General features: G+C 65.0%; 18 protein-coding genes and 1 pseudogene. 12 read left to right on the forward strand and 7 right to left on the reverse strand.

Annotated features, from left to right (window positions below):
- Positions 1-36 precede the first annotated feature (36 nt).
- The 3 genes from B9Y82_RS13655 to B9Y82_RS13665 all read left to right on the forward strand — a co-directional run bounded on the left by B9Y82_RS13655 (position 37) and on the right by B9Y82_RS13665 (position 5,153).
- Complete coding sequence (locus tag B9Y82_RS13655) at positions 37-930, forward strand: Hsp33 family molecular chaperone HslO (protein WP_100473631.1); 894 nt, start codon at positions 37-39, stop codon at positions 928-930.
- A gap of 116 nt (positions 931-1,046) precedes the next feature.
- A complete protein-coding gene (locus B9Y82_RS13660) occupies positions 1,047-1,895 on the forward strand; it encodes a hypothetical protein (RefSeq protein ID WP_100473632.1) in 849 nt (282 codons plus the stop codon).
- Between the two features lie 381 nt (positions 1,896-2,276).
- Positions 2,277-5,153, forward strand: coding sequence for a TonB-dependent receptor domain-containing protein (locus B9Y82_RS13665; protein ID WP_100473633.1), 2,877 nt, complete (start codon positions 2,277-2,279; stop codon positions 5,151-5,153).
- Positions 5,154-5,293: 140 nt separating this feature from the next.
- On the opposite strand, the gene B9Y82_RS13670 is transcribed toward B9Y82_RS13665, so the two are convergent.
- The gene (locus B9Y82_RS13670; protein ID WP_005418411.1) at positions 5,294-5,896 is read right to left on the reverse strand and encodes a TetR/AcrR family transcriptional regulator; all 603 of its coding nucleotides are present in this window, start codon (positions 5,894-5,896) and stop codon (positions 5,294-5,296) included.
- Positions 5,897-6,049: 153 nt separating this feature from the next.
- On the opposite strand from B9Y82_RS13670, the gene B9Y82_RS13675 reads away from it, so the two are divergent.
- From B9Y82_RS13675 to B9Y82_RS20915, 5 genes are all read left to right on the forward strand, one after another.
- Positions 6,050-6,967 (forward strand): alpha/beta fold hydrolase, encoded by a 918-nt coding sequence (locus B9Y82_RS13675; RefSeq protein WP_100473634.1) that lies wholly within the window; start codon positions 6,050-6,052, stop codon positions 6,965-6,967.
- Complete coding sequence (locus B9Y82_RS13680; protein ID WP_100473635.1) at positions 6,964-9,441, forward strand: acyl-CoA dehydrogenase; 2,478 nt, start codon at positions 6,964-6,966, stop codon at positions 9,439-9,441. Before B9Y82_RS13675 ends, B9Y82_RS13680 begins: the two co-directional genes overlap by 4 nt.
- Positions 9,442-9,516: 75 nt before the next feature.
- On the forward strand, positions 9,517-9,996 hold the full coding sequence (locus tag B9Y82_RS13685; RefSeq protein ID WP_100473636.1) for a hotdog fold domain-containing protein: 480 nt from the start codon (positions 9,517-9,519) through the stop codon (positions 9,994-9,996).
- Between the two features lie 149 nt (positions 9,997-10,145).
- Positions 10,146-10,289, forward strand: a complete 144-nt coding sequence (locus B9Y82_RS20910; RefSeq protein ID WP_238381606.1) for a hypothetical protein — start codon at positions 10,146-10,148, stop codon at positions 10,287-10,289.
- Positions 10,258-10,413, forward strand: a complete 156-nt coding sequence (locus tag B9Y82_RS20915; RefSeq protein WP_238381607.1) for a hypothetical protein — start codon at positions 10,258-10,260, stop codon at positions 10,411-10,413. Before B9Y82_RS20910 ends, B9Y82_RS20915 begins: the two co-directional genes overlap by 32 nt.
- 29 nt (positions 10,414-10,442) lie before the next feature.
- Here B9Y82_RS20915 and B9Y82_RS13695 read toward each other — a convergent pair whose 3' ends face one another.
- The 3 genes from B9Y82_RS13695 to B9Y82_RS13705 form a co-directional block, all read right to left on the reverse strand.
- A complete protein-coding gene (locus B9Y82_RS13695) occupies positions 10,443-10,790 on the reverse strand; it encodes a DUF1304 domain-containing protein (protein WP_014038168.1) in 348 nt (115 codons plus the stop codon).
- Between the two features lie 40 nt (positions 10,791-10,830).
- Positions 10,831-11,754 (reverse strand): hypothetical protein, encoded by a 924-nt coding sequence (locus B9Y82_RS13700; RefSeq protein WP_099562610.1) that lies wholly within the window; start codon positions 11,752-11,754, stop codon positions 10,831-10,833.
- A gap of 79 nt (positions 11,755-11,833) precedes the next feature.
- Positions 11,834-13,123 (reverse strand): NTP/NDP exchange transporter, encoded by a 1,290-nt coding sequence (locus B9Y82_RS13705; protein WP_202908155.1) that lies wholly within the window; start codon positions 13,121-13,123, stop codon positions 11,834-11,836.
- Positions 13,124-13,460: 337 nt separating this feature from the next.
- Between B9Y82_RS13705 and B9Y82_RS13710 the strand changes: the two genes are divergently transcribed.
- The 3 genes and pseudogenes from B9Y82_RS13710 (at position 13,461) to B9Y82_RS20925 (ending at position 15,692) form a co-directional block, all read left to right on the forward strand.
- On the forward strand, positions 13,461-14,861 hold the full coding sequence (locus B9Y82_RS13710) for a serine hydrolase domain-containing protein (protein WP_100473638.1): 1,401 nt from the start codon (positions 13,461-13,463) through the stop codon (positions 14,859-14,861).
- 223 nt (positions 14,862-15,084) lie between these two features.
- A pseudogene (locus B9Y82_RS20920) lies at positions 15,085-15,483 on the forward strand (LysR substrate-binding domain-containing protein); the annotation flags it as partial.
- A gap of 35 nt (positions 15,484-15,518) precedes the next feature.
- A complete protein-coding gene (locus tag B9Y82_RS20925; RefSeq protein WP_238381678.1) occupies positions 15,519-15,692 on the forward strand; it encodes a hypothetical protein in 174 nt (57 codons plus the stop codon).
- Between the two features lie 64 nt (positions 15,693-15,756).
- On the opposite strand, the gene B9Y82_RS13725 is transcribed toward B9Y82_RS20925, so the two are convergent.
- Positions 15,757-16,275, reverse strand: coding sequence for a histone (locus tag B9Y82_RS13725; protein WP_100473639.1), 519 nt, complete (start codon positions 16,273-16,275; stop codon positions 15,757-15,759).
- Positions 16,276-16,386: 111 nt separating this feature from the next.
- Here B9Y82_RS13725 and B9Y82_RS20655 point away from each other — a divergent pair, with 111 nt between their 5' ends.
- The gene (locus B9Y82_RS20655) at positions 16,387-16,758 is read left to right on the forward strand and encodes a hypothetical protein (protein WP_157804639.1); all 372 of its coding nucleotides are present in this window, start codon (positions 16,387-16,389) and stop codon (positions 16,756-16,758) included.
- 292 nt (positions 16,759-17,050) lie between these two features.
- Here B9Y82_RS20655 and gcvH read toward each other — a convergent pair whose 3' ends face one another.
- Both gcvH and gcvT read right to left on the reverse strand, forming a co-directional pair.
- Positions 17,051-17,446, reverse strand: coding sequence for a glycine cleavage system protein GcvH (gcvH, locus tag B9Y82_RS13730; RefSeq protein WP_100473640.1), 396 nt, complete (start codon positions 17,444-17,446; stop codon positions 17,051-17,053).
- 93 nt (positions 17,447-17,539) lie between these two features.
- Complete coding sequence (gene gcvT / locus B9Y82_RS13735; RefSeq protein WP_100473641.1) at positions 17,540-18,652, reverse strand: glycine cleavage system aminomethyltransferase GcvT; 1,113 nt, start codon at positions 18,650-18,652, stop codon at positions 17,540-17,542.
- Positions 18,653-18,698: the final 46 nt, after the last annotated feature.

Consider the following 18,698-nt stretch of genomic DNA (forward strand, 5'->3'; position numbering starts at 1 on the left):
CCGGCAACCGCCCCCGTTTACGCGCGATGTGAGCCGATGACCGCCAACTCCGATTCCCTGATCCGTTTCCTGCTTCCCGACGCCGGCGTCCGCGGCGTGCATGTGCACCTGCAGGCCACCTGGCAGGAAATCCTGTCCCACGCCGCGTACCCGGACGCCGCTGCCGAGCTGCTCGGCGAGGCCTGCGTCGCCTCCGCACTGTTCACCGGCCACACCAAGATCGATGGCCGCCTGTCAGTGCAGCTGCGCAGCAGCACTGCCCTGCGCACCCTGTTCGCCGAGTGCACCGCCGGCGGCACCCTGCGCGGCATCGCCCAGCTCAGCGAAGGCGCCGACGCGCCGCGTGACCTGTCCAGCCTCGGTGATGACGCCATCCTCGCCATCACCATTGAAAATCCCGGCCTGGATCCGCGCGAGCCGCAGCGCTACCAGAGCCTGGTGGCGCTGAGCGCACCGGAACTGGACGAGGCCTTCGAGGACTATTTCCGCCAGTCCGAGCAGCTGCCGACCCGCCTGCTGCTGGCCGCCGACCGCAGCGGTGCCGCGGGCCTGCTGCTGCAGAAGCTGCCGGGCGACGAAGGCGACGAGGATGGCTGGGCCCGCGCCAGCGCCCTGTTCGAGACCCTGGGCAAGGCGGAACTGCTGGCCACCCCGGCCGAGCAGCTGCTGCACCGCCTGTTCCACGAAGAGCGGCCGGAACTGCTGGGCGGCAAGCCGCTGTCCTTTGCCTGCTCCTGCTCGCGCGAGCGGGTTGCCGGCATGCTGCAGTCGCTGGGGGAAGAGGAGGCCCGTGCGGCCGCCGAGGACACCGGCGCCGTCGAAGTCCGTTGCGAATTCTGCGGGCGCGAGTATCACTTTCCATTGACGGAGTTCGGCATACTGTTCCACGGCGCCCAGGGGGCTGTACCGGCGCCTGAACGACTTCAGTAAACGGCAGTCTTGTACCTGGGGAGGATCAAGGCTTGTTAAGAATTCATAAACACCCTAGGATCAGGTTCCCGTCCCCGCGGGAACTTCCGTTGTCCGTCCCTGTCTGAACTGGTCCGATGCGTACCTACCTGCGTCTACCGCTGGCCCTGCTGATCGCCCTTGGCGCGATCACGGGCGTGCATGCGCAGAGCAAGGACACGCGCACGGTGCTGCCGGTATGGAACAAGGGCAGCGGCAAGGTCGAGGCGCTGCTGTACCTGGAACCGACTGGCGAACAGGCCGCCGGCGCCCGCTGGCATTTCGGCCGCAATTCGCTGGACGCGGCCTTTGGCCTCTCCTCAGGCGATTCGCTCGGCCTGCTCTGCAACAGCAGCAGCGGGACCAGCATCAGCGGACTGGCCAGTCATTGCATGCTGGCCAGCCTGGGCGACGAGGACGATCTGAACAGCCGCCGTTTCAGCGGTACCGCCGCACTGAACCGTGGCAACAGCCGCCTGGGCATCACCGCCGGCAGCGGCCGTGAAACCCTTCCCGCCTGGTTGTCCGGCCCGAACAAGACGCCCTCGTTGCGTGCCGAGCAGAACGATCTGACCGTGTTCGCGCAGAAGAACATCGGTCGCGAAGGCTTCGTCTCCATTGCCGGTACCTACGCCAAGGCGCGTCTGGTTCCGCTGGCCGACGCCTCGCCAGCCATCGTCGATCGCTGGGACAGCAAGAGCCTGAGCATCGGCGCCGGTTACGGCAACTTCACCGGCAGCATCATCGGCCGCGTGGTCGACGTCCCGGGCAAGCCCGGCAAGTGGGAAGGCCTGGGCATCGGCCTGACCTGGCGTACTCCGTGGTCCGGCCAGCTCACCGTCGGTGCCGAGAATGTGATCAGCCGCGGCAAGAATCCGTTCTCCCCGCGCAACGAAAGCAACGACGACGGCACCGTGCCGTATGTGCGTTACGAACAGGATCTCTGATCCCGCACGCAGGTTCAGTAGCGATGTTCCCAAGGGCGCCGAAGGGCGCCCTTCGCATGTGTGCGCCTGCCACGCACCGGCAGATGGATAACGCTATTGGGATATGAAACCGAACACATCGACATAGTGCGATACATATCAGTCGAAACTTTTTCCATCATCCTGCGTTAACAATCGAGGCAGGAACGCATATCCATACCATCAACCTATTGATTGGCATGGATAAAGCGCATTTTTACCAAAATCACAGACTTGATTAACACAGCTTTAATTCTTGGCGAACGCCCGTTACTATCGGGTCAGCCTCGCGATTTGGGAGCGCTTTTTCGCTCCCCCGCCGGGCATTAACCCCAGCCAAGATTTCTTGGAGAGAGAGAGCCAATGAAACTCAAGTCAAGCCAACTGCGTGACGCAGTTGTGATCGCGCTTGTCGCCGGTGCCGCCACCGCGACGGCCCACGCCCAGGAAGCCACCAACCTCGACCGTATCGAGGTCACCGGTTCGCGCATCCGTCAGGTCGATACCGAAACCGCACAGCCCGTCCTGAGCATCAGCCGCGCTTCGATCGAGAAGAGCGGCTTCAAGACCGTGGCCGACGTCCTGCAGAACATCTCTGCCGCCGGCAGCCCGGCCATCAGCCGTTCCGAGCCGCTGTCCTCCGGCGAAGCCGTCGGTGGCTTCTACATCGACCTGCGCAACCTCGGTGCCGAGCGCACCCTGGTGCTGGTCGACGGCAAGCGCCTCGGCGCCAGCGTCAGCGGCCTGCAGGACGTGTCGCAGATCCCGTCGGCCATCGTCGAGCGCATCGACGTGCTGAAGGACGGCGCGTCGTCGATCTACGGCTCCGACGCGATCGCCGGCGTGATCAACATCATCACCCGCAAGAACTTCCAGGGCCTGGAAGCCAACGCCTACGTCGGCCAGTACGGCGAAGGCGACGGCCAGAAGACCAGCTACGACTTCGTGGCCGGCTTCACCGGTGACCGTGGCTCGATCACCATCGGCGCCGAATACGCCGAAGAAAAGGAAGTGTGGGCCAAGGACCGCTGGTTCAGCCGTTATCCGCGCACCACCTTCCACCCGGCCCAGAACTGGAGCCCGGTCAGCCAGTGGGGCACCATCATCGATCCGGATACCGATGACTGGCTGGTGCTGAACCGTGGTGGCGACTACCGCGACGTCAACCAGTACCACGACCAGGACTTCGCCGGCATCACCGGTGACACCAGCAACTCCAATACGCAGATGCACCTGCTGACGCCGACCAAGCGTCGCTCGGTGTTCGCCAACGTTCAGTACGACCTGACCGACAACGTCCGTTTCGTCTCCGACCTGCTTTACACCCGTCGTGAGTCGCAGGCCCAGGTCGCAGGCTATCCGCTGCAGACCGCCTCGTATGAGCGCCTGGGTGCCACGTGGGATGCCGACAGCTACTACAACCCCTTCGGCAAGGACATGGGCTTCATGCGCCGTGGCTGGGAAGTGCCGCGCCTGTCGACCAACAAGCTGACCACCTTCCGCTTCACCGGCGCCCTGCAGGGCAGCTTCCAGTTCAATGACAAGTACTTCGACTGGGAAGCGGGCTACATCTACCAGAACTCTGAGAACCAGCAGAGCCAGACCGGCAACTACAACGTGCTGGCGGTCAATGCCGCCACCGGTCCGTCGTTCTACAACCCGGCCACCGGCCGCGTCGAGTGCGGCACGGCTGCAGGCCTGGTCGACGGCTCCAATCCGATCTATGGCCCGGGCGCCGGCGGCTGCCTGCCGTGGAACCCGGCCATTCCGTATGGCCGTACCGGTGACGGTGGCCTGACCGGCAACCCGGACCTGCAGCAGTTCCTGTTCCCGACCACCAAGAACACCGGTGAAGTCACCACCAAGACCTACTACGCGAACATCGCCGGCAGCCTGTTCACCCTGCCCGCCGGCGACCTGGGCTTCGCGCTGGGTTACGAGTACCGCGAAGACAAGGGTTCGTACAATCCGGACGCCCTGTCGCAGACCGGCTACTCGACCGACCTGGCCGCCGGCCCGACCGGTGGCGGCTACGACGTCAACGAAGTGTACCTGGAGCTGAATGTTCCGATCCTGGCCGACCTGCCGGGTGCCAAGGAACTGAGCTTCAACGCCGCGACGCGCTATTCGAAGTACAGCACCTTCGGCAACACCACCAACAACAAGTTCGGCCTGAAGTGGAAGCCGATCGACCAGCTGCTGGTGCGTGCGACCTACGCCGAAGGCTTCCGTGCGCCGACCATCGACAATCTGTACGGTGGCAGCTCGCAGACCTTCGCGTACTTCACCGATCCGTGCGACACCTCGTTCGGCTCCACCGATCAGCCGGGCGTCGCCGCCCGTTGTGCCGCGGCCATCGGCCCGACCGCCAGCACCTTCCGCCAGCTGCGCCAGGGCTATGTGCCGGCCAGCGGTCCGGATGAGCAGACGCCGGATCCGTTCAATGCCGTCTCCAATCCGGACCTGACCCCGGAGAAGTCGAAGTCCAAGACGGTCGGCCTGGTGTGGAGCCCGACCTTCGCCCAGGGCCTGAACATGAGCCTGGACTGGTGGAACATCAAGATCACCAACACCATCGTCACCGACAGCCCGGATGACCAGCTGAACGACTGCTACGTGCTTGGCATCGCCGAGCGCTGCAACTCGTTCACCCGTGACCCGAACCGTCACAACGTGATCAACCTGACCTACGCACCGCGTAATGCCGGTTACCAGGAAACCGAAGGCTTCGACTTCGACGTGGCCTACCGCTTCGAGACCGACAGCTGGGGTACCTTCAACGCCAACCTGCAGAACAGCTACGTCACCAAGAACGTGCTGAAGACCACCAACGCGCAGCAGGTGCCGGTGTCGATCCTCAACGGCTTCGGCAGCAACTTCCGCCTGCGTTCGAACCTGGTGCTGGGCTGGGAGCGTGGCGACTGGGGCGTGACCTGGGGCACCCGTTACTTCTCCAGCGTCAAGGAGCGCTGCTATTACAGCGACGAGTGCAGCCTGCCGGACTTCGGTTCGCCGGATCCGGTGCGCGACCAGCCGATGAACAAGCGTGGTTCGACCATGTTCCACGACGTCCAGGTCTCCTGGAACGCCCCGTGGAATGCAACCATCGCCGTGGGTGCGCGTAACGTGTTCGATCATTACGGCCCGCAGATGTACTCGGCGCCGAACTCGCAGTACTCCTACTACGGTGGCTACGACATCGGTCGCTTCATGTACATGCAGTACAAGCAGAAGTTCTGATCGGCAGTCTGATCAGCTGATGCAGCAACGGCCCCGCAAGGGGCCGTTGTTCTTTGTGGTGCATGGAAGCACGCTGGGCCGCGCGCGAAAAAAAAGCCGCGGCATCGCCGCGGCCTTCCTTCAGCATCATTCCCGGGCACTCATCCGTTCGGGATCAGCGTCTCGATCAGATGCTCGACGTACGCTTCGAAATCCTCGCGTGCCTGCTTGGGCTGCTGCAGCTGCAACGACAACTGCAGGAAGCCGACGTAGGCAGCGTAGGCCAGCCGCGCACGATGGCGTGCGTCGGTCGAGCTGAGGCCGGCCTGGCGGAACGAGGCGACCAGATAATCAAGGCGTCGCTGCGAGACGCGGTCGATCACCGGCCGCACCATTGGATGATCCAGTGCCTTGAGCAGCTCGCTGTAGATGATGTGCGGCTGCACTTCATGCGCCACCATCTGGAACAGCTGACGCAGGCGCACGCGCGGATCCGGTACGTCTTCCAGGCTGCCGAACACCTGTTCCTGTTCGAACAGTTCCCAGCGTTCCAGCGCCGCCTGCAGCAATGCATCGCGCGAAGGGAAATGCCAGTAGAAACTTCCCTTGGTGACACCCAGTCGCCGTGCCAGCGGCTCCACCGCGACGGCGCCGACACCTTGTTCAGCAATCAGATCGAGGGCCGCCTGGGCCCAGTCTTCGGCACTCAGGCGGCTGTTGCGGCCGGCGCGCGGTTCGCCGGCGGAAGCGTCAGGTTGATTCATGGACTGATTTAACCATACGCCGGGGTTCGTTGCAGTACGCGGTTGCGGTCGGAAGCGTCGCAGGACCCTGGGGAGGGTCCATTCAGGCGCCTTCCGCAGTGCACCATACCCTGCAGTATTGACTTCCCCCCGAAGCGATCCATACTAGCAAGTATGGTTACGTCCCCAACTTCCGCTGCGTTCCATGACCTGCGCCTGGACGCCGCCCATGGCGCCCGCCTGGCGGCGACCGCCAGCGACCATGGCCGGCGCGGCCGCGTGCTGTTCGCACATGGCTTCGGCCAGACCCGCCATGCCTGGAATGCCACCGCCCGCGCGTTGAACGCCGCTGGGCTGCAGACGCTGGCCTACGACGCCCGCGGCCATGGCGATTCCGACTGGAATGCTGCCGATCTGCCCTATCACGGTGAACAGTTCGCCGACGACCTGATCGTGCTGGCCGGCGAACAGCCGCGTCCGCCGGTACTGGTCGCCGCATCGATGGGCGGCCTGTTCGGCCTGCTGGCCGAGTCGCGCTGGCCGGGCCTGTTCTCGGCGATGGTGCTGGTCGACATCACCCCGCGTTGGGACACCGCCGGCGTCGAGCGCATCCTGGCCTTCATGACCGCTCATCCCGACGGCTTCGCCTCACTGACCCAGGCCGCTGACGTGATTTCAGCGTATATGCCGCACCGTCCGCGCAAATCCGAGCAGTCACTGCGTGCCCTGCTGCGCGAGGACGGCCACGGCCGCTGGCGCTGGCATTGGGACCCGCGCCTGGTGGCCGAACTGGCCCGCGACAGCGAGCAGCACCAGGACGCACTGGCCGAGGCCGCGCGCCAGGTGAAGTGCCCGCTGCTGCTGGTCAGCGGCGGACGCAGCGACCTGGTCACGCCGCAGACCGTGGCCGAATTCCTGGCGTTGGCGCCGCATGCGCGCCATGTGCAGCTGCCGCAGGCCACACATATGGTCGCCGGCGATGACAACGACGCCTTTACCGCTACTGTGTTGGACTATCTGGACGTGTTGCCCGCAGCGGACGCTGCGGCTTCGTCCGCCACAAACGAGCACGTCACCGGAGCACGCTCATGAGCATCGTTCTTCCCTTCCTCGCCCTGCTGCTGGCAGGCGCGTTCGTCGCCTACCACCGCATGCGGCTGGTTACCTGGACGCTGATCAGCGTGGCCCTGCTGGTCGCCTGCTGGTTCATTCCCTACGTCAACCAGACCGCCACGATCGTCGCGGCCGCCGTGCTGGCCGTCATCGCCGTGCCGCTGCTGCTGCCGTTCATCCGCAAGCCGCTGCTGACCGGCCCGATGATGAAGGTGTTCCGCAAGGTGCTGCCGCCGCTGTCGCAGACCGAGCGCATCGCGCTGGAAACCGGTTCGGTCGGTTTCGAGGGCGAACTGTTCACCGGTGATCCGGACTGGAACATCCTGCTCAACTATCCCAAGCCGCAGCTGACCGCCGAAGAACAGGCCTTCCTTGATGGCCCGGTCGAAGAGCTGTGCACGATGGTCAACGACTGGGAAATCACCCACGTTCACGCTGACCTGCCGCCGGAACTGTGGGCCTTCATCAAGAAGAACAAGTTCTTCGGCATGATCATCCCGAAGGAATATGGCGGTCTGGGCTTCTCCGCGCTGGCCCACCACAAGGTCATCCAGAAGCTGGCCTCGGTGTCCTCGGTGGTCAGCTCCACCGTCGGTGTGCCCAACTCGCTGGGCCCGGGTGAGCTGCTGGTGCATTACGGCACCCAGGAACAGAAGGACCAGTACCTGCCGCGCCTGGCCGATGGCCGCGAAGTGCCCTGCTTCGGCCTGACCGGTCCGTTCGCCGGCTCCGACGCCACCTCGATCCCGGACTACGGCATCGTCTGCAAGGGCGAGTGGAACGGCGAGCAGGTACTCGGCGTCAAGCTGACCTTCGACAAGCGCTACATCACCCTGGCCCCGGTCGCTTCGCTGATCGGCCTGGCCTTCCGCATGTACGACCCGGATGGCCTGATCGGCGATACCCGCGACATCGGCATCACCCTGGGCCTGCTGCCGCGCGACACCGCCGGCGTTGAAATCGGCCGTCGCCACTTCCCGCTGAACTCGACGTTCCAGAACGGTCCGATCCGCGGCAAGGACGTGTTCATTCCGCTGACCCAGCTGATTGGTGGCGCAGCCATGGCCGGCAAGGGCTGGAACATGCTCAACGAGTGCCTGGCCGTGGGCCGCTCGATCACCCTGCCGTCCACCGCCAGCGGCGGTGCCAAGGCCGGCGCCGCCGTGACCGGCGCCTATGCGCGCATCCGCAAGCAGTTCGGCCTGTCGGTCGGCCGCTTCGAGGGCGTGGAAGAAGCACTGGCCCGCATTGGCGGCAAGGCGTACAAGATCAGCGCGCTGTCGCAGGCCACCGCCGCCGCGGTTGACCGCGGCGATGTGCCGTCGGTGCCGTCGGCGATCGCCAAGTATCACTGCACCAACATGAGCCGCGAAGTGATCTCGGACATGATGGACGTGATCGGTGGCAAGGGCATCATCCTGGGGCCGCGCAACTTCGCCGGCCGCAGCTGGCAGGCCGCGCCGATCGCGATCACCGTGGAAGGCGCCAACATCATGACCCGCAGCCTGCTGATCTTCGGCCAGGGTGCGATCCTCTGCCATCCGTGGGTGCTGAAGGAAATGAAGGCCGCGCAGGATCCGGATACCCGCGCCGGCCTGCAGGACTTCGACCGCAGCCTGTTCGGCCACATCCGCTTCGGCATCTCCAATGCCGTCCGTTCGTTCTGGTTCGGCCTGACCGGCGCGCGCTTCGGTGCCGCACCGGGCGATGCCTATACCCGCCGCTACTTCCGCAAGCTGGACCGCTACTCGGCCAACCTGGCACTGATGGCCGACATCTCGATGATGACCCTCGGCGGCAAGCTGAAGTTCAAGGAATCGCTGTCCGGCCGCCTGGGCGATGTGCTGAGTCACGTCTACATGACCAGCGCCATGCTCAAGCGCTACCACGACGAAGGCGCACCGCAGGCCGACCAGCCGCTGCTGGCCTGGGCCTTCCATGACAGCGTGCACAAGATCGAAGAGTCGCTGTCGGCGGCCCTGCGCAACTTCCCGATCCGTCCGATCGGCTGGCTGATGTGGGCGCTGATCTTCCCGCTGGGCCGTCGTGCCGAGGCTCCGGGCGACCGCCTGAGCCGCCGCGTCGCCGCCCTGCTGATGGCGCCGAATGAAGCCCGCGACCGCCTGGCCAGTGGCGTGTTCCTGACCCCGTGCGAGAACAACCCGGGTGGCCGCATCAACAGCTACCTGAGCAAGGCGATCATGGCCGAGCCGGTGGAGCGCAAGTTCCTGAAGGCGCTGAAGAGCAAGGGTATCGAGGCGCTGGACTTCAAGGCGCAGCTGGACGAAGCCGTGGCCGAGGGCGTGATCACCCAGGACGAGCGCAGCCTGCTGGAAGAGCTGCGCACGCTGACCCTGGACACCATCACCGTGGACGACTTCGACACCCACGAACTGCGCGCGGCCAGCTACTACGACCGCCAGCACAAGGACCCGCATTCGCAGGCCGCCTGATCGCCCGCGAAACGCGTTGCCTCGACGGCGGGCCTTGGCCCGCCGTCGCTTTATCAGCCGACAGGAATGCCCCTCATGTCCACGCCCCTGCTCTCGCTCTACCACCGCCTGCAGCGCTGGCCCGCCGGCAACTGGCTGTTCTCGCGCGCGGTGTGCTTCAAGGCGCCCTACTTCGCCAGCATCGCGCCCATCATCACCGCACTGGAGCCAGGCCGCTGCGAAGGCGTGATCCGCCAGCACCGCCGCATCAACAACCACATTGGCACGGTACATGCGATCGCGATGTGCAACCTGGCCGAACTGGTCGGCGGAGTGATGGTGGACGCCAGCCTGCCGGCAGACATGCGTTGGATCCCCAAGGGCATGGAAGTGAAATACCAGGCCAAGGCCTTGGGCACGTTGAAGGCCGTGGCGACGCCAATGTTGTCCAGCGTCAGTGCTGCGGACGGCTACGACCTGCCGGTGGGGGTCAGCGTGACCGATGCGGCAGGGACCGAGGTGTTCCATGCGACCATCGCAATGTGGGTATCGCCGCGCCCTCCGCGCACAGGCTGATCAACCATGACAACCACAGAACTACTGGTGCGCCTGGCAGGCATTCACAGTCTGGGGTTTGCCGCCTTCCATCTGGCGTTCTGGCGTTCTGGCGGCTGTTCGGCTGGAAACGCGAGCTCGCCCAGCTCGGCACAGCCAACCGCGCGATCATGCAGATCCTCAATCTGCGCGTGATCTATGTGTTCCTGGGAATGGGGCTGATCGCGCTGATCTTTGCCCCGGACCTGGTCGACACTCGTCTGGGTGGTCCTGCTGGGCTTCATGGCGGTGTTCTGGGTGGGCCGCGCACTTGAACAATTCGTCTTCCTGCGCATCAACGACTGGCGCGTACACCTGCTGACGGGCCTGTTCGTGCTGGGTGCGGCACTGCATGCCGTGCCGATGTGGCTGGGCTTCATGCGCGCCATCAGCCGCTGAGCGGCGACGCCTGCCAGCACGCGCCGACTTCAGAGCGCTCGCAACACCAGCGCCAGGATCGCCGGCACCGCCTGGATCATGAAAATGCGGCGGCTCACGCTGTAGGCGCCATAGCACCCGGCCACCACCACGCAGGCCAGCGAGAACGTCACCAGCACCGGCTGATCGATCACCAGCCCCACCACGATGCCCGCCGCCAGGAAGCCGTTGTAGAGGCCCTGGTTGGCCGCCAGCACGCGCGTGGTCTCGGCCTTCTCCGGCGTGTTGCGGAAGGTCTTCAGGCCCAGCGGGCGGGTCCACAGGAACATTTCAAGCACCAGGAAGTACAGGTGCAGCACAGCGACCAGCACGGTCAGCAACAGGGCGATCACTTGCATATCAAATCCAGCCTCCAGATGGTGATGGTGATGGTGATGGTCAACGCCGCATTTCTGCACCCTTGGGCGACCAACCTCTACGCGGTGTCCCATCAGGGTACGGAAGCGCCAAGGGCCCCGTCTCCACGACGGATAATGGCGAGGAGAGTTCCACACCTACTGGCTGGACCACCACTTTCCGCAGATGAACCCTTGGATGCTGCGACAACCGTTCCAGCATGTTCTCGTCAGAGCCGCGCCCTCCTGTTGCCCGAACGATCACCAACTGGATCCTGCGATAGCGACGCAGCAATTGGATGATGACATGGCAGCAATCACTGCAAGGGCGTCGCTCCGTAAAAAGATACAACACCCCCTCCATCCGCCTCCAATGGGAGAACCGGTAGAGCCGCCGAAGTGCCAGATCAAAGTAGTTGAGCAGCAGGAACTCCGAGTCGTGGTAGACCGATCGCTTGTGCGGGTACCCTGCACACTGATCGGCATGACGGAGTTGCTCCTCGCCTCCGCCAGGGCCCTGCCGCCTCTTCTGACCTCCCCTGCCGGCTCGAGACCCGCCTTTCAACCGCCCCGCGGTGAGTTGGGGAACAGCACTCAACCAGGCGTCTGGCTTCAGGTCATTGCTGCGGCGAAGGACGTTCAACTTTCCGTGTGTGGTGCGGGTAAGAACATCAAATTCCAGATCGCGTCGGGCTGCATCGACCACCCTCGCCAACGCTCGGGAGCTGGGGCCGATAACGTGCGGAAAGATGAGCCGACCGCCAAATCCACGTGCCGAGAAGTTCATCAGCCCGAGGTTGCCCTTGAGCCATCCTCCGACATCCTCCTCCTCATCAAGGGCGTTGGCGAAGAGCGTTCTCTCCAGGTTCCCATTTCGTAGCTGGCTGACCAGCTCCAGTACCGAAAACACCCATGCTTCCAACTGAGCCTCGTCCAGAACGTGGTCCTTCGCGCTCCCCTTGATCATCCCACTCTCCCCGAAACCAGACAATCAACAACCCTGCATGAGCCTATAGTTGCACGGCCTTCAAGCATCAATCGGCGCTCTATCGATCACGCGGCAGCTTCTTTTCTTCGCGCAGCACGCCGAACGCAGCCAGGGTCATGAAGCCGGCCACCAGCACGCCGCCGATGAACACCACATGCGAACCGAACAGGGTCAGCGCCTTGTGGATCCAGGTGAAGCCCAGGTCCGCGCCGCGGTATACCACGGTGTCGATCGCCGCGCCGGCCTTGTAGCGCCACTGCCGATCCACGCGGGTGTAGATGGTCTCGCGCGCCGGCTTGGCCAGTGCGAACTCGCTGGCGCGGGTCATCACCTGCACCACCGCGACCATCAGCGGCATCGGCGAGGCCGCCAGCACCGAGAAGCCGATCAGGATCGCGAAACCAGGAATCAGCAGCGCCGGCGCGATGCCATGGCGTGACAGCAGCCAGCGGGTCAGGCCCACCTGCATCAGCAGCGCCAGCGCGTTCACCGCCAGGTCGATGCGCGAGAAGAACGCGGTACTGGCCGCCGGGTCGGTGAAGGCCGAGCGCACGATGCTGGCCTGCTGGTTGTACAGCAGCGTGCCGACGCCCACGCCGAACACCACCATCACCGCCAGCCAGCGCAGCAGCGGCTCGCGCACGATCAGTTTCAGGCCGTCCAGCACACTGCCACCCATCGGCTTCTCGCCGGACACCAGTTGCTGCTCGCGTTCGCGCAGCACCGCCCAGTGCCGGAGCCTCCAGATGCACAACAGGCACACGACCAGGAATGCTGCGGAGACCAGCATCAGGTTGGCGATGCCCACGCGCTGCACCAGCGCGCTGGTGAGCAACGGGCCGAGGAACGCGCCAACGGTACCGGCCGCACCGATGTAGCCGTAGTAGGCACGCGCCTGTGCGTTGGAGAACACGTCGGCCATGAAGCTCCAGAACACCGCCACCGCGAACAGGTTGAAGACCATCACCCAGAGGAAGAAGGCCATGCCCCGCCCTGGCACGTGACTGTCGAACAGTGCGTAGAACCCCAGCAGGGTGACGATGAAGAAGCCGTACACCACGGGAAGGAACACACGGCGCGGGAAGCGGCTGACCAGCCAGCCATAGACCGGCTGCAGCACCAGCATGATCACGAAGACGCAGGAGAACAGGAACTGCAGGACGAAGTCCTTCAATGCGATGCCGTGGCTGGCGAACCAGGCGATCAGCACGGGCGGGAACACCGTTTCCAGATCCGCCGAGGCCGCCATGGCCTCACGCACCGGACGCAGCACGTAGTAGCCGCTGAGCAGGCAGAAGAAGTACAGGAACGACCACCACAGCGCCGGCGACTCGCGCAGTGCCGCCATCAGTTCGCGCACTGGCCCCTTGCCCGGTGCCGCGCTCACGCAGCGCCTCTCGCCCACAGATGGCGGTTGGACAGCGGCATGGCAGGCTCCGGGGCGGTGAAGCGCGTACGTTAGCCAATGCACTGCAACATCGCCAGCGCAAGGCGCCCTTCCGCCTGCGGATGGGCCTGCGGATAGACCGCTCAGGCCGGCCCCGGATGACACGTTCCGACACACACTTCGCGGGCGCCAAAACTCCAACTTTTTCAACGAGATGCGCATTCATCTTCGCTTTGTTTGTGCACAGGGGAAAAGCGGCGCTAGAATCGCCATCAGCAGTCGCGCACGGGTCCAACCGATGAAAAAGAACAGCCTGCGTCGTCCGATCCGTTCGGCGGCCACCGGTTTGCTGGGCATGTTGATGCCCGTTGCCTTGTCCACCACCGCGCAGACACCGCCGGCGTTGCCGCCGATGCCGACCAACATCGAATCCGCTGCGGCTCCCAGCGTCGCCCACACCCAGCCGGCGGCCTACCGCACCGGCCTGGTGCCGCAGGTGCAGGCGCCGGCGGCTGGCTTCAACGTCGCCAACATCGAATCGATGGCGCAGCAGCTCACCTATGGCGAGCGCGTGCCGGGCATGGCGGTGGCGATCGTGCAGGGCGGCCGTATCCTCAGCGCGCGCGGCTATGGCGTCACCGACGTCAACAACCCGCTGCCGGTCGATGCGCACACCGTGTTCCGGCTGGCCTCGCTGTCCAAGGCCTTCGCCGGCACCATGGCTGGCCTGCTGGTCAACGACGGCACGCTGCGCTGGGACAGCAAGGTCACCGACTATGTGCCGGGCTTCCGTTTGAACTCGCCGGAAGCCACTGACCGCCTGACCGTGGCCGACGTGCTCAGCCATCGCGTCGGCCTGCCGTACAACGCCTACGACCGCGACATCGAAGGCAATGCCGAGTACTACGCGCTGACCCAGAAACTGGCCAACACCAGCCTGAAGTGCCTGCCGGGCGACTGCTACGCCTACCAGAACGTAGCCTTCAGCCTGATCGGCGACGTCGTCTATGCGGCCTCCGGCAGCTTCTACGAGCAGTCGGTCGAGCGCCGCATCTTCAAGCCGCTGGGCATGAATGATGCCAGCCTCGGCCTGGCCGGCATCCAGGCCAGCTCGCGCTGGGCGCGTCCGCACGTGCGCAGCCGCAATGGCTGGGTCTCGCTGATGCCGAAGCCTACCTATTACCGCGTTGCTCCGGCCGCTGGCGTCAACGCCAGCGCCAGCGACATGGCGCAGTGGCTGCTGGCCCACACCGGCCATCGCCCCGACGTGCTGCCGGCACCGTTGCTGGCCACCCTGCATTCGAGCCTGATCAACACGCCGGGCGAGATGCGTTCGGGCTGGCGCCGCGAGCGCCTGCACTCGGCCGGCTATGCACTGGGCTGGCGCACCTTCGATTACGCCGGCCACGACGTGGTGTTCCATGCCGGTGCCGTGCAGGGCTATCGCGGCCTGGTCGCGCTGGTGCCGGAACGCGATCTCGGCATCGCCATCATGTGGAACGGCGAAAGCAGCCTGCCCAGCGGCCTGCTGCCGACCGTGCTTGATTCCGCGCTCGGCCTGCCGACACAGCGCTGGCTGGACGTGGACACCGACTTCGGCAGCGACAACCTGATGGCCGAGGGCGCGAGCCCGGCGCAGCAGGACAAGCGCAAGGGCAAGGGTGCTTCGAGCAACCGTGCGGTGGCATCGCCACGCTGATCTGGCGGGCTCGACCGTAGGCGCAAAGGGCGGCCTGCAGGCCGCCCTTTTTTGTTGGCATGTGTAGCCGGTGCAATCGCGTCCACCGTGATGCCCTGCCCGGCCACCTCCGACAATCCCTTGCTCCACAGGTGCAGTGCCGCCTTCGCCGCGGTGGCGGCATTCACCGCACGCGGTTCCATCGAGCCGCTGAATTGATCACCCGCTTCCATGCCGCGCCTGCATGCAGGGCAACAGCGCCTGGGTCAGCCATCGCCCGGCGGAGAAGTTCAGCGCGATCGCTTCCTCCCGGATACTGTCAGCGTCATCGACCGTGGTTGGCCGGGAGGGCGCCTGCGGCGACGCCCAGGCACAGCACCCGCCTCTGGCACCGGCAGGCACGCTGCGTATCAGTGCACCGGTGATCTTCGGTACGCATGCGCTGGTACCGGCACTGGCCGAGTACAGGGCGCGTCATCCGGATGTCCGGGTCGAAGCCACGCTGGCGGATCGTGTGTTCGACCTTGCCGAAGAGGGCTTCGAAGCGGCGCTGTGCATCGACAGCAGCGTGCTGGTGGCGCGTGCACTACCCGCCTATCGCCTGATGATGTGTGCCTCGCCGGGGTACCTGGCAAGGCATGGCACGCCACTCAGCGTGCAGGCACGTGCCGGCCATCAATGCCGGTCGTTCGAACCGAGCGCACCTGCAAGTGGCGGCAGGCCGATGCTGGCAGGCTCGACCGTGTGCCCGACGACCGTTGCCACTCCACCCGCCTGCGCAGCTTCCTCGACGTCCTGGTGGAGCGCTTCCCGCCCCCGGCGCTGGCATTGCCCGCCGATACGCGGGCATAAAAAAACCCCCTCCCCGCTGGGCAGCCAGGGAAGGGGGTTTCAGGATGCGGCTATCGGGAAGTACTTAGATCAGCGGCGCCGGGGTTGCCGGCAGAGCGACCGGAGCGGCCTTCTTCTTGCGGGCGGCCGGCTTGCGCTTGGCAACCTTCTTCGCTGCCTTCTTCGGGGCAGCCTTCTTGGTGGCCTTCTTCGCGGTCTTCTTTACTGCCTTCTTGGCGGTCTTCTTGACGGCCTTCTTGGCAGTGGCCTTCTTCGCGACCTTCTTGGCCGGCTTGCGGGCCGTTGCCTTCTTGGCAGTCTTCTTGGTGGCCTTCTTGGCTACCTTCTTGACAGCCTTCTTGGCGGTCTTCTTGACGGCCTTCTTGGCAGCGGACTTCTTGGCTACCTTCTTCGCCGCCTTCTTCACTGCCTTCTTCGCAGTGGTCTTCTTGGCGACCTTCTTCGCAGCCTTCTTCACTGCCTTCTTGGCAGTCGCCTTCTTCGCGACCTTCTTCACTGCCTTCTTGGCAGCGGCCTTCTTCGCGACCTTCTTCACCGCTTTCTTGGCGGCGGGCTTCTTCTTCGCAGCTTTCTTGGTTGCCATGGGATGGCTCCTCGTCAGTGATAGGGAGTTGAAACGCCCAGTTGGATCAAACCCGCGGATGCTGCGTGCGGGGACCGCCGGCGCGTCAGGCGCGCCGTTACGGATGCGGCAATGCCCACCTCGATCGGCGGAGCGGGCATCGGAACGGGAGTTGCCTTGCATTTCTCCGGGGGAAGCGGGGCCATGTCCACCGTCATCAGGGTCGCGGTGGTCTTGAAGGGGCTGCTTCGCATCGGACGATTGATTCTGCGCACTCGGTTGGGCAGGCAAGGTCTGCTGAGGCGAAACCTAATCACGGTTTTTTTTACTGTCAACAACCCCCGCGAAAAATTTTCACATCCGCGCCGTTCCGGGTGCCGTCAGCGGCGCCACTCCGTGCGGCCAGCAACGACGGTTGAAGCGACGTGCGCGCGTGCTGCCTGCACCGATGTCGATGCGGGCGTTGAACAAAAAACACTTGAAATAAGCACTCCGCGCAGTTAGGCACCGATTCGCGACATCATCGCGCGTGCGGCATCGTTGGTCTCCGCTGCCGCCGCGGACACCAGCACAACGGCACCGCAACAGGGGGCGAAAAGTTTTCACATTCGAACGCCTCGGCGCGGGGCTGAAACGCGGATTTGCGCAAAACTGCGCACGTCCATCGGCACCGTTCGTCTGTCGGCTGATGCCACGCCGAGGGTGCACAGCGAACCCCGCGTCATGAGTCCGACGCGGTCGCCAAAACAAAAACGGCCACCCGAAGGTGGCCGTGTCCGAACCCGGAAGCGACGACTCAGTGGTCGTCGTTCTCCAGGACTTCGGCGTACGCGTCCGGGTCCAGCAGTTCGTTGACCTCTTCGGCGTTGGTCAGTTCGACCACGAACATCCAGCCTTCGCCGTAGGCATCTTCGTTGATGGTTTCCGGCTTGTCGGACAGCGCCGAGTTGACCTCGACGACCGTGCCGCTGATCGGGCTGTAGACGTCCGAGGCGGCCTTCACCGACTCGACAACGGCGATCTGTTCGCCGGCCTTGGCCTCGGCGCCGACTTCGGGCAGTTCGACGTAGACCAGGTCACCCAGCAGGCCCTGGGCGTGGTCGGAAATACCGACGGTGACGCGGCCATTGCCTTCGACACGGGCCCACTCATGGGACTTGAGGAACTTGAGGTCGCCGGGGATCTCGCTCATGGGACTGCTCCAGAGATATGCAGGGGTGGAAAAAACGGGGCTAGTGTAACCAACCGGCCGCCACTGCTGTCAGTGACGACCGGCACGTTCGGATCAGGCGTCGGCGAGCACGCCGGGCTGGGCCTGGCCTTCGCGCACGAACGGGAACTTGACCACGCGCACCGGCACCTGCCGGCCACGGATGTCGACGGTGACCTCGCCGAGCTCGCCGGCCGGCACTCGGGCAAAGGCGATGCCCTTGGCCAGGGTCGGCGAGAAGGTACCGGACAGGATCTCGCCCAGGCCACTGGCGGTGGTCACTGCCTGACCGTGGCGCAGCACGCCCTTCTCGTCCATCACCAGGCCGATCATCTGGCGCGCGGTGCCGGCGGCCTTCTGTGCTTCCAGCGCGTCGCGGCCGATGAAGTCGCGGCCTTCGTCCAGCGACACGGTCCAGGCCAGCGCCGCTTCATACGGGCTGATCGCTTCGTCCATGTCCTGGCCGTACAGGTTCATGCCGGCTTCCAGGCGCAGGGTGTCGCGCGCGCCGAGCCCGGCCGGCTTCACGCCTGCCGCCAGCAGGCGGTTCCAGAAGGCGACCACGGCATCCTGCGGCAGCAGGATCTCGAAACCGTCTTCACCGGTGTAACCGGTGCGGGCGACGAACAGCTCGACGCCGTCTTCGGACTGCGCCTGCAGGGCGGCGAAGCGGCCCAGCTTGGTCAGCGCTGCACGGTCGGCTTCGCGGGTCAGGCCGATGACGATGTCGCGCGCCTGCGGGCCCTGCACGGCGAGGATGGCCAGGTCCGGGCGCTGCTCGACGGAAACATCGAACGGTGCTGCCTGCTCGCGCAGCCAGGCCAGGTCCTTCTCGCGGGTGGAGGCGTTGACCACCATGCGGAAGAAGTCGTCGCCCAGGTAGTAGACGATCAGGTCGTCGATGACGCCGCCGCGCGGGTTCAGCATGCACGAGTACAGCGCCTTGCCGGTCACCTTCAGCTTGTCGACCGAGTTGGCCAGCAGGCGGCGCAGGAACGGCTTGACCTGCTCGCCGCGCAGGTCGACCACGGTCATGTGGCTGACGTCGAACACACCGGACTCGCGGCGCACCAGGTGGTGCTCGTCCAGCTGCGAGCCGTAGTGGATGGGCATGTCCCAACCCCCGAAATCGACCATCTTGGCGCCAAGGGCGCGGTGGGTATCGTTGAGCAGCGTCTTCTGGGTCATGACCGGGTCCGGCAGCAGAGGAAACAAGAACCGCCATTATCCCAGA

Source organism: Stenotrophomonas maltophilia (assembly GCF_002799155.1).
GTDB classification, from domain to species: domain Bacteria; phylum Pseudomonadota; class Gammaproteobacteria; order Xanthomonadales; family Xanthomonadaceae; genus Stenotrophomonas; species Stenotrophomonas maltophilia_R.